The sequence below is a fragment of the Marinobacter sp. MBR-99 genome (assembly GCF_040547575.1).
In the GTDB taxonomy this organism is placed as follows: domain Bacteria; phylum Pseudomonadota; class Gammaproteobacteria; order Pseudomonadales; family Oleiphilaceae; genus Marinobacter.
Window position 1 is genome coordinate 177,238 of sequence record NZ_JBEPPY010000008.1, and the last position, 10,988, is coordinate 188,225.

Genomic DNA, 10,988 nt, shown 5'->3' on the forward strand with positions numbered 1-10,988 from the left:
AGCTAAGCATTACTTTCCAATGGCAAGCTTCGTTAACTCAGGCATCCTCCTGAATAAGAGCAGCGAGGTCATGCCGAATTTCTTCCCCGCTCAAATCGGGCCGCATTAAAAGGCGAGGGTTACCTTCGCGATCAAATACATAAATCGCGCTGCTGTGTGACACCGCATAATTTCCATCAGCGTCAGGTTCGTCATAACCGAAGGTTGTCCTATATCGTTTTGCCAGTTCACGAAGCTGGGGTTCTTTTCCAGTGAGCCCTACAATATTGTCACCGAAGAAATCCACGTATTTTGCGAGGCGCTCGGGCGTGTCACGTTTCGGATCGACACTCACGAACAAAGTGAGTACTTCATCCTGAAGCTCGGGGTCCAGGCCACTGGTTACCTGATTGAGTTTTTGCAGGGCGGTCGGGCAAACATCGGGGCACGAGGTGAACCCGAAAAACAGCATTCTCACGCGGCCACTGTAATCATCGCCAGATACAGACTTGCCCTGGCTATTGATCAGGTCGAATTCCAGCTCAGGCATCAAGCCACTGATGTTTTTACCGTTCCAGTCTTCCTCGTCATTGCCAAAGCAACCAGTCAGCAATAGGGATGCTATCAGCGTTAAGGTCGCCGATATGATGTTGGTGCGCTGTCGCCAGAAGCGAGTTCTCATGACGCTGTTTCCTCAAGTTGTTTGGATTGGTTGGTATATTTTCCGTCCTGATGCATGGCTCGCCGGAGCATCAGAAGAATGCCAAGAATGCTCATCATGGCCGGAGGAATATAGGTCAGCATGCCGCCCAGAAGCTGGTCGACTTCTGGATCCAGCGGCCAGGCCCTGCCACAGACTTCGTAAACGTCATAGACCATGTCACGTGAAAACACGATCCACGCCCCAAGAAACATCTGAAGCACACCTGCGGCGGCCAGAACCAACATGCGTCTGCCATACCCCAGCGATGAGGTGATCGCCGGCGGTCTTGGATCAAAGATCAACCACCAGAACAGCAGGCCATCCAGCAACATGCTCCAGTTCATGACCCAATACAGATCCCGGCTGAGCATGGCGTCAAAATGGATTGATGGCCACAGCCAGAAATAGATAAGCCCGACAAACAGGAAAAGGGCGATAAAAGGCTGTTGCAGAACGTTATAGACCCAGCCCAGAGGCCTCAATGTATGCCTCCAGCCCGGGCTGATTTTTGCGAACCAGAACCGCATGACCGGTAAAGGGTTGGACAGGGCGATCAGGATCGGACCGATATGATGAAGAATCAGGTGCTGACCCCGATGGACGAAGAACATGTATTGTGCGTAGTAATCGAAGCGGGTCTGCATCACCGCATAACAGATCAGTACCCCCAGGGTGAACGCAAAGATCCGCAGTGAGCCTGGCCGGTCCTGTTCCGGCATCCGAATTAGCCCGACGCCATAGAATCCCATCACGAGCATGTAGCTGAGTATGGTCAGCGGCGAGAAATCGTAGGGTAAAAGGTAGTCAAGCAGTGACATAGCGTTGCCGGTTGTTTTGTTGTTATTTCAGTGACCCTACCTTGGATGTCACCAGGTCGTACAGTTCCTGAGGCCCCAGGCGGCTCAAGGTGTCTCCGTTAACGTAGAATGTTGGGGTTCCGGAAATTCCAACCGCCTTAACGTCCGCAGCATCCTGTTGAATAATGCCGTCAATCTCGGGTGAGTTCATACCGGCCCGAGCGGCTTCGACATCAAGTCCGGCTGACGCCGCCGCATCCCATGCTGCGGCGACCTTTGGATCATCGTGCCATTTCGGTTGTGCTTCCATAACAGCGTCCAGTACCGGCTCATAGACCCCCTGTTCACGGGCGGTTTCCAGGATTCTGACGGCCTCTTCCGAGCCTTTGTGAAACAATACGTAGCGCAGTACCAGACGCACGTTGTCCGGGTAGGCAGCCTGAATCTGTTTCACATAGGGATGCATGGCGCGACAACCTTCGCAGGATGGGTCGAAGAACTCGACAATGGTTACCGGCGCGTCCTCAGGGCCAATAACGGGAGAGTAATCCCTCACCAGTGGCGTTTTTTCAACAACGGCGGGTTCATTAGTGCCCTGGGAGCGATCGTAAATAACAAAAGCACCAGCAAAGACAACCAGACAAAAAAGAAGGAGACTGATGACCAGGGTTCGGGTTTGCACGGGAGATCTTCCTATTTTAAATGAGTTTACGGGTTTCAGATTATTCAGGTGTCCGGTAGCAGCCGACTAGGCACCCACCGCAGATAAAGCATCATTCCAAACAGTTCCAACAAAGACTGGACGACAATCACCACGACGGCCACAGCCCAGGCCTCTGGCATTGACAGTGCCAAAGGTAAAACCACGAAGGAGTTGCGTGTTCCTAGGCTGAAGATGACGGTGCGACCGGTTTCTACCGGTAATCGAAAGACCCGGCGCAGAGCCTTTCCAACCAGAGCCGCAGCTAGAAGATAGGCCGGAAACAGAATCATCAAGGGCCAGATAAGTGAGCCGGTACTGTCGATCTGGCTGACCTGTGTCATTGAGATGATGAACAGTACGACTGTCAGCAGAGGGACCGGCATCAGACCCATGAAGCGAATGAACCCGATGGCTTTTCTGGAGTTTTCGGCCCATTTTTCAGTCAGAAATGCCAGGATAAGCGGGACAATAATCAGCCCGCCAAAGGCCGGCAGGAGGTGCCGCCCAAGCTCAAGATTCACGTCGAACTGATTACCCATGAAAAGCCAGAGGTAAAGTGGAAGAAGACCCAGTTGAGCAATCAGCAGAACCGGTGTTGCCGCAATGGCTCGGGTGCTGTCCCCCTTGCCTAGGTGAGTGAAGGTGACAAACCAGTCGGTACAGGGCATCAGCAATACCAGAAGCACTCCCAACTTCAGCGCGTCATTGTCCGGCAGCGCCAATATCAGCAAGGCAGTGATCGCCGGCATGACCAGAAAATTTCCGGTGAGCAAGGCACCCATGAACCGACGGTCCCGGAACATATCAGACAGGTGGGTCAACGGTGTTTGAGTAAATGTGGCGTAGAGCAGAACTCCGAGCAACCCCCAGATTAAGTAATCCGGCACACTGTCACCGAGGGACGATGTCCAATCCACAGACAGTCCGAAAACAACAGCGATGAGGTAGGCCCAGACCTGGTGGCGTTCAATTACGTCTCGCATGGCGTGCTCGTAACCGAGTGGAATGTCGGCCATTCGCAGCATATCTGCCACACGGTACCCTTTTCAGCAGCCCTGCTAGCCATGGCCATAAGTATGGGCATCTTTGTGACTGTGATCAGGATGTTCAAACTCCAATGTTGAATGAGTGATGCCGAACTCGTTTTCCAAAGCTCGTTTTATCCCACCCTTGACTTTTTCAAGTTCATTCCAGGCACTTATTTCGACCACCACATGGGCGTCGAGGGAGGCATCATGCTCACCCATCTGCCAGAAATGTACGTGGTGAAGGTCTAAAACGCCTTCTACGTTTGATAAAGCCTCGATGACAGAATCTGTGTCGATATCCAATGGACTACCCAGCATGAGTGTCCGGATGGTTCCGCCGATTTCCGTTAGACCCAGGTAGAGAATATAGCTTGCGATACCAATTGTGATCGCGGGATCAACCCAACGCATGTCGTACAGGAGAATCAGGGCGCCGCCTACAACGACTGCAATTGACGCAAACGCATCAGACAAGTTGTGTAGAAACAGCGCACGGATGTTGACGCTGTCCTTTTGCATGGAGTAAGTAAGCAGCGCGGTCAAACCATCCACTACCAATGCGATAATGCCAAGCCAAACTACCCACCACCCCTTGATTTCCGGGGGATCTATGAATCGCATGCCACCTTCGTAGATCAAATATGCCCCGATCATTATCAAAGTGGTGTAATTTATGAGTGCCGCAACAACCTCAATTCTCCCGTAGCCAAAGGTCATCTTCGAGTCGGCCGGGCGGCGTGCAATCTTCCGCGCCGCAAATGCGATAAATAGTGACGCCATATCCGAAAAGTTGTGTATAGCGTCGGCTATCAGCGCCAAGCTGCCAGCGAAGATCCCTCCAGCGATCTGAGCCAAGGTTAGGATACCGTTCGCCCAGATAGCTACTGCAACTCTCTTATCCTTAGTATCCGGTGACATGTGAGCATGCTCGTGGCCCATTGTTTTCTCCTTGGTCGTTGCTGTTCAATTAAACGTAGTCGCAACACTCGCTAAGCCTGGCTCAGAGGGCTTAGCGAGTGTTGCGACCGCGCGAAAACTAGCCATTCTGGCGATTTTCCATGTTATTCCCGGCACCTTTCTCGGCTGTGAAGCTCGTGACCAAAATCATGGCCACGCCCAGGACGATGAACACGTCGGCAAGGTTGAACGCCGGCCAGTGCCGGGATTGCCAATGAAAATCCAGGTAATCGACAACATAGCCTCGAAAAACTCGGTCGATGACATTTCCAAATGCACCGCCAAGTACCATCGAATAGGCTAGTGCTTCGGTTCGCTTATGGCTGTCCCGAATCAATTTGACCAGAACAGCCGAGACGACAATGGCTATCGCAATAAAAAAATATCGCTGCCAGCCACCGCCATCGGCAAAGAGACTGAAGGCAGCGCCTTTATTCCATACGTGCACCCAATTAAAGAAAGGGGTGATCTCAACCGATTGTCCGTAAGCCATGGATTGCTGGACGAGCCATTTAATAAGTTGGTCGGCCAGAGCTATAAGTGCCGAAAAGCCGAGAAAAGTGAGCGTAAAAAAGCGAGAACGGTCTTCAGACATCGAATTATCCTTTTAGCGCAAGGATGCGCTTGGCACCAATGAGTACAATGCCTCCCACAATACCGCCAATAACCAGATCCGGGTAGTTGGAGCCGGTCCAGGCAACAAGAAGGGCTGCAAGGATAACTCCCAGATTGATAACCACATCATTGGCCGAAAATATCCAGCTGGCTTTCATGTGAGCACCGCCGTCACGGTGTTTGGCGATCAGGAGCAGGCAACTGATGTTGGCAATAAGGGCCACAGATGCGACGGCCATCATCATTGACGACTGGGGATCACTGCCAAACAGAAAGCGCCTGCCAACTTCAACCAGTACCCCAGCGGCAAGGATAAGCTGGAGTATGCCAGCCACATGCGCCGCTCTGACCTGCATTTTGATGCCGTGCCCAACGGCGTAAAGCGCGAGACCGTAGACGGCGGCATCGGCAAGCATGTCTAGCGAGTCTGCAATCAGGCCAGCGGACTGGGCGATCAGGCCCATCGTCATCTCGACCAGAAACATCAGTGCGTTGATTGCCAGCAGTATCCATAAAGTGCCGGACTCTTCGCTTTCGTTGGCCTTAGAAGATTCAGCCGCTCTGACGGATTCAGCGCTGGCGTCTTCTGTCCTCTGCAAGGAAGCGCCCAGACCCAGGGTTTCCAGTTTGCTGGTAATAGGTCCGACTTCGCCTTGATGGATAATTTCCAGCTTTCGATTCGATAGGTCGAATGAGAGTGACTGAATGTTGTCAAAACCCGTGAGCGCCATTCGAATCATTCGCTCTTCTGAGGGGCAATCCATTTTCGGCACGCTGTAGGTGCTGAGCTGGCTGTCTGTTTCGGCGGTGACGGGGCTCTGAAGCTCATTGTTAACGACAGAATCTTCGCTGCCACACTGTCCATCGCAGGGTTTGCTCATTTTCGCGGCTCCGGTTCTCACACAAGTTCCGTTATTTAAAACCCTGTAGTCACTACAGGGTCAACGTTAAGTTGTTAGTTTTTGACGACACTGGTGAACCCACCGCGATTCGACGACTTGCGGTATGACCCTGTAGTAACTAAAGAGTTGAACTGGAGTACATTAAAAGGAGTTTGAGCAACGATGAGGCAGGGCAACAAGAGCGTACTAATCCTTGGTAGCTACGGAGCTGCAGGGGCGGCTATTGCAACACTCTTGGGCAACGGATCGACAGCGACATTGTCTTGGCAGGCCGGTCGCTGGAAAAAGGGCGTGAACGGGCGGAACAATTAGATCGCCCGGGGAATACCGGGCAGAGCTGGCATCAAATTAACAAGGTGGTGTCCGGTTTAGCGGGGGCCACCACAGGGAGCGAACAGAAGAATTTAGTGAATGACCTGGCGTCAGACGGAAAGCGCTTCCGTGCCCACGACGCGATGTACGAAGACAGCCGCTTATATTCAAGTTCAATTCAGTGTCAAAGGATATAATAAAAGGTTTTGGTTTTAGGTTGTTGAAATACAAAGAAAAAATTTAAAAATGTAACAACTCTGCAATAAGTGCAAAGCACCATCTACTCAGCATTTGAAAGACTTCAAGTGTCATTTTGAATCTATCTAATCTGAAGAGGTGTCCATGAAAAAGTGTCTATCAATGTTGGTGTTTGGTGGGGTTGCAGTAACTTCAATGAATGCACTAGCGGGGGAAGGTCCTATCCTGTACGGCAAAGCCAATGTTTCGTATGAAAACCAGGACGACGGTAATAGCGATACCTGGAAGCTCCAGAGTAATGCGTCCCGTCTGGGGGTAAAAGGGGCGCTCAATACCGACCTCGAAGGCTTGGAGGCGATCTACAAGGCAGAATTTGAAATATCGATTGATGATGGAGATAAGGATGGCCAGACTTTCTCGCAGCGTAATATTTACGGTGGCTTCAAGCAGGCGAACCTCGGTGCACTGATTGCGGGAAAATTTGACACACCTTTAAAGTCAGCGCAGGGCAAGGTTGACCAGTTCAACGACTTACAGGCGGATATAAAAAATATCATGGCTGGTGAAAATCGGACCAGCAACATTGTTCAATACAGTTCTCCACGTCTGTTTGATGCTGTGGGCGTTAGTGTTGCCGTCATCCCGGGTGAAGAGCAGTCAGCTGGGGCAGAGAACGACGGACCTGCGGATGCAGTTTCCAGCTCTTTTACGTTTGAGAATGATCGTTTTTACGGAAGTATTGCCTACGATTCTGATATCGAAGATTCACTGGAAGCCGATTCAAGTGGCGATAGTCGTCTTAATATCCTGCGAACCGTAGGGAAGGTCCGATTAAGCAACTTCGAGATCGGCGCAGTTTACCAGTTGGCAGAAGAAAGCGATGGCCCTGGAGAAGATACGTCTTATCTGGTTGGTGGTGCCGTTAATCTTGAGCGTTGGAAGATCAAGGCACAGTACGGACTGACCGAAGCCGAGACAACAAACGAGGAGCTAACCCTGCTGGCCTTGGGGCTCGATTATAAACTGGCGAGCAAGAGTAAGGTCTATGCGTATGTGTCTCAGGTGGAGGCGGACTTGGCCGACTCTGAGGACTCCACATTTGGTGTGGGCTTCGAGCATAAGTTTTCCATGTAGAGTCGAGCGTGATCGCTGAATACAGGGGGACCGACGTATCTGAAATCTTTTCCGGATTTCAAGCTCATTTAAGGTTCGTGTGAGAGTCTACTTGTGAGTTAACTAAGGTTATTTAATGGCGGGAATGCTTCATTCTCGCCTTTTTTTTGACCTTTAGTTCGTTGTTCTAGCTGGTTTTAAGATTTGCGCCACGATCCGTACGAATCGGATATCACAAACAATTAAGAAAGAAACTGGAGGGGAATACGTTGAAACGCAACATTCTGGCCACTGCGATTGCAGGGATGACAACACTGTCGGGAAGTTGGGCCGCGACGGCAGCGGAGGTTGAATTCCACGGTGATATGGATAACCGCTTTCAGGCCTACACCAATCAAAGAGACTGGTTTGCTGGTGGTAACTCAGGTGGCGGTACGCTGAAAGATGACGAGCCGACCGAGAGCTTCGGCGAGGTCAAATATCGCTTCTGGGCGAAGGCAACTTCCGACGACAAGAAAGTTACCGGTGTATTCGCGACGGAGATTGGTGGCATCCGCTACGGTGAGGGGTCGGGTGGCGACTATTCCGGTGATGGTGTGAACATCGAAACACGGTGGGCTTATGTGGATTTCTTGGTGCCCAACACGCTAGACCAGCGCGTCTCGCTGGGCTTGCAGCCAGTGTCAGTGAACCGACATGTCTGGACTGAAACCGCCACAGCCGCTGTTTGGAAAGGCTCACTGGGCTCTGGATTTGACTATCAGTTGTTATGGGGGCGAGGTGACTCTTCCAATGAGAGCGGCGTCGACTCAGAACAGGACGAAGGCTGGGATGGCGCGGACAACTTCGCGATCAACCTGAACAAGCGTTACTCACCGAACCTGAGCGCGGGCCTTTTCTACCTCTATCAGATGAATGATCAATTGCTGAGGGAGTAGGTACGGTAAATAGCAGGGAATATGAACTGAAGAGTATCGCTGATAACTCCAAATATTCCGTTTCCAGCGTTGGGGTGGAGCTGGATTATGATCAGGAAACGTCGCTGGGACGCATGTTCGTGAAGGGTACGGTGATTGGCCAAAGCGGCACAATAGAGGGTGTCAATTTCGTCCCTTTGAATGGTGCTACGAATCCCAATACGAACTACGACCTTTCTGGGACGCGGCGAGCTCTGGCTGCAATTTGGGCCAAACGAACTGACGTACACCGTGCTCTACGCATCGGGTGATGGCAATGAGCAAGATGCGGACTTCGACGCCTTCATCGCCACGGATGTCGACTTCAGCGACAGTATGATTTTTCAGGAAAACATGACGAGCGATGACTACTTCGCCGAAACGCCCTATATCCTCGACAAAGGGTATTTCATGAACAAGCTTCAGCTCGATCATAAACTAGCGGCCAATATTACGGTCAGCGGAATGATGGTCTACAACCGCTTGGCTGAGGATATTGCACTTGCAGATGGATCGTGCTCAAAAGATCTGGGGCTGGAATTTGGCTCCAAGGTCTCCTACTTCCCACACCCTTCGCTGGAGCTGTCGGCAGAAGCTGCATACCTTGCATCAGGTGATGCCATGGATGCGCTGGAGGAAACTGCCTTGCAGGACGGCAAAAGCGATCAGGACATTGTTCATGTTGCCGGTCGGGTAAGGTACAAGTTCTAACAAAAATGGGGTGGTGGGAGCGCCACCCTGTTTTCGTTATACGAAATGAATCCGCATTAAGTGGCTTTTTCCTATGATTACTCGTTCTGCAGTATTTGTGTTCCTGATGCTACTACTAGCTGGCGCGGTACAGGCGGTTGAGCGCGAGCATCCAGCAAAGGCAGAAGTCACTCAGGTAGATCGTGATCAAAAAGTGCTTTCCCTCAAAGTTGGCGATACTAGTGTTGAGGTGGGTGATTTATTTGTTGTGTTGCGGGAGCCTGGCGATGCAGGCATCCCGGAAAAAAACCTTGCAGTCATCGGTATCGAGAGTATCGGAAAGGATCGGGTGGTAGGGAAAGTGCTGTTTGGAGCGATGCCCTCCGTTGGCGCTGTATCGAAACGCTTCTACGGTATTCCGGCGGTGTTTACTGACAGAGTCGGCGATCCCACGCCGGTAACGCCGGCGTTGAAAGCCCGATTTCCTGATCTTTTGTGGCGGGACGAGCCAGAGGCGTCAAACGATGTGCCATTGGTGCGCTTTCAAGTTACCGGGAGAGGTCAAGCCGTTGCGACCTACAATAACACCTGGTTGGTCGGCATCGTACAGACCGATGCTGAAGCACATCGGGTAGGTTCGGTTGAGGAGGAGGCTTTAGCATCTCCATTTGCCAGACTGCCCATCAACGCAAAGTCGTTGTCCGCGCTTCGTTCTGGCAGCGATTACTATTTTGCGGCGGAGCATGGAAACAAACTCAGCTTTTTTCATGTTGATTCCAGAGGGGGGCTGTTCAGAGCCTGACGTCCATTGAGGTGCCCCGTCGGGAGAAAGTCATCCGAATGGACTGGTACGTTTCAGAAAACTCATACTACCTCATTTTGAATCAGTGGAATGGCCGTCGCGTTTCAAGTTCTTTGATCCAGTTGGCCGAGGGGAAGGCCGAAGCCATCGGTTTCATTCCCTTAATATTGGGATTGCAGGATTTGGATGCTGACGGCCGCCGGGAAACTATTCTCGGGCAGTCTTTCTACTCAGATCAGGGGTTTGGTTCAGAGGTTTATCAAATATCAATCTCACCAAACGGGCCTGATCTTGATAAGGTCGATCATGAAAAATTAAGCCGATACACGCCAGTGTTTCGGGTAATCGATGCCGTTGTTCAGAGCAAATCGGGACCTTTGAATATGGTGACCGTCTCTCAAGGGGAGGTTTCATTTTTTCCTGCTGGCACTGAGGGGCCCCGTCTGGGCTATGAGATTGGAAACCGGGTGGCGGGCACGAGTATGACTTACGACGTGTCGCCTGAGCTGGTGTTTAGTCCGAGGCAAACACTGTTTTTGCCGAACCTCCTAGTACGCTCTGGTGAGGGTGCAGTTAATATTGGGATTCCACAGGAATCCAGTGCAGCCGAAGATAGGATAGGTGTTTATGAGACGCGAGTTGATTGGTTGACACTGAGATTCGGGAAATCTCCCAAAACGCAGTCAACAAGTCTTCTAACGTAGGCTCCGGTGTCCCCCATATCAGGCAATACAGGGTTATTCTTTATGTCGCCTGATGAAAACTCAGTTCAAAGCGACAGTTTTGACGTTGAGACGTTGGTGTATCGGGGTGCTATGCCTGCTGGTCGCTGACTAAAGCTGGATAAGTTGCCCTTGTAGTCGTCAAATGCTTCTGGGAAGCTCGATTAGAACCCGAAGACCGCCTTTAGGTGATGTTGAGAAGTGCATGGCGCCACCGTAGTCATTTATGATTTCCTGAACGATTGATAGACCAAGGCCATAGCCAGGGGTTGTTTCATCCAGTCTTTTCTGGCGCCTGGTAAGATCGGCAAGCTGGTGTGAAGCCACTCCTGGGCCGTCGTCTTCAACAAGAATAGTCAAAGTGTCATCGTTAAGCTTCAAGTGTAAATGCACTTCCTGAGAGCACCATTTGCTAGGGAGGCTCTGAATAAGTCTCCAAAATCAGCGATAATACGGCCATCGTCAATCGCATAGGATCGTTGCCAGCATGGATCAGATCACCTTCTCCGAA

13 protein-coding genes are annotated in these 10,988 nt (G+C 51.3%); 5 read left to right on the forward strand and 8 right to left on the reverse strand.

Annotated elements, in window-relative coordinates; all coding sequences use genetic code 11:
• Positions 1-37 precede the first annotated feature (37 nt).
• The 7 genes from ABIE59_RS09180 to ABIE59_RS09210 all read right to left on the reverse strand — a co-directional run bounded on the left by ABIE59_RS09180 (position 38) and on the right by ABIE59_RS09210 (position 5,663).
• Entirely contained in the window at positions 38-661 is a 624-nt protein-coding gene (locus tag ABIE59_RS09180) for an SCO family protein (RefSeq protein WP_023010649.1), read from the reverse strand.
• Entirely contained in the window at positions 658-1,500 is an 843-nt protein-coding gene (locus ABIE59_RS09185; protein WP_023010648.1) for a cytochrome c oxidase assembly protein, read from the reverse strand. Before ABIE59_RS09185 ends, ABIE59_RS09180 begins: the two co-directional genes overlap by 4 nt.
• Before the next feature lie 22 nt (positions 1,501-1,522).
• Complete coding sequence (locus ABIE59_RS09190) at positions 1,523-2,161, reverse strand: DsbA family protein (RefSeq protein WP_113880234.1); 639 nt, start codon at positions 2,159-2,161, stop codon at positions 1,523-1,525.
• A gap of 44 nt (positions 2,162-2,205) precedes the next feature.
• A complete protein-coding gene (locus tag ABIE59_RS09195) occupies positions 2,206-3,198 on the reverse strand; it encodes an arsenic resistance protein (RefSeq protein WP_197492701.1) in 993 nt (330 codons plus the stop codon).
• Between the two features lie 42 nt (positions 3,199-3,240).
• On the reverse strand, positions 3,241-4,149 hold the full coding sequence (locus tag ABIE59_RS09200; RefSeq protein WP_023011863.1) for a cation diffusion facilitator family transporter: 909 nt from the start codon (positions 4,147-4,149) through the stop codon (positions 3,241-3,243).
• A 97-nt stretch (positions 4,150-4,246) separates the two neighbouring features.
• Positions 4,247-4,762, reverse strand: a complete 516-nt coding sequence (gene lspA, locus ABIE59_RS09205; protein ID WP_023011862.1) for a signal peptidase II — start codon at positions 4,760-4,762, stop codon at positions 4,247-4,249.
• Between the two features lie 4 nt (positions 4,763-4,766).
• Positions 4,767-5,663, reverse strand: coding sequence for a cation efflux transmembrane domain-containing protein (locus tag ABIE59_RS09210; RefSeq protein WP_023011861.1), 897 nt, complete (start codon positions 5,661-5,663; stop codon positions 4,767-4,769).
• Between the two features lie 675 nt (positions 5,664-6,338).
• Here ABIE59_RS09210 and ABIE59_RS09215 point away from each other — a divergent pair.
• From ABIE59_RS09215 to ABIE59_RS09235, 5 genes are all read left to right on the forward strand, one after another.
• Positions 6,339-7,328 carry a porin gene (locus ABIE59_RS09215; protein WP_226595805.1) on the forward strand — a complete coding sequence of 330 codons (990 nt, stop codon included), beginning with the start codon at positions 6,339-6,341 and terminating at the stop codon, positions 7,326-7,328.
• A 248-nt stretch (positions 7,329-7,576) separates the two neighbouring features.
• Positions 7,577-8,245, forward strand: coding sequence for a hypothetical protein (locus ABIE59_RS09220; RefSeq protein ID WP_227510122.1), 669 nt, complete (start codon positions 7,577-7,579; stop codon positions 8,243-8,245).
• 270 nt (positions 8,246-8,515) lie between these two features.
• A complete protein-coding gene (locus ABIE59_RS09225) occupies positions 8,516-8,974 on the forward strand; it encodes a hypothetical protein (protein WP_227510123.1) in 459 nt (152 codons plus the stop codon).
• 73 nt (positions 8,975-9,047) lie between these two features.
• Positions 9,048-9,755 carry a hypothetical protein gene (locus ABIE59_RS09230; RefSeq protein WP_227510124.1) on the forward strand — a complete coding sequence of 236 codons (708 nt, stop codon included), beginning with the start codon at positions 9,048-9,050 and terminating at the stop codon, positions 9,753-9,755.
• Positions 9,756-9,793: 38 nt separating this feature from the next.
• On the forward strand, positions 9,794-10,459 hold the full coding sequence (locus tag ABIE59_RS09235) for a hypothetical protein (protein WP_227510125.1): 666 nt from the start codon (positions 9,794-9,796) through the stop codon (positions 10,457-10,459).
• A gap of 159 nt (positions 10,460-10,618) precedes the next feature.
• Here ABIE59_RS09235 and ABIE59_RS09240 read toward each other — a convergent pair whose 3' ends face one another.
• Positions 10,619-10,870 carry an ATP-binding protein gene (locus ABIE59_RS09240; protein WP_354446236.1) on the reverse strand — a complete coding sequence of 84 codons (252 nt, stop codon included), beginning with the start codon at positions 10,868-10,870 and terminating at the stop codon, positions 10,619-10,621.
• Positions 10,871-10,988: the final 118 nt, after the last annotated feature.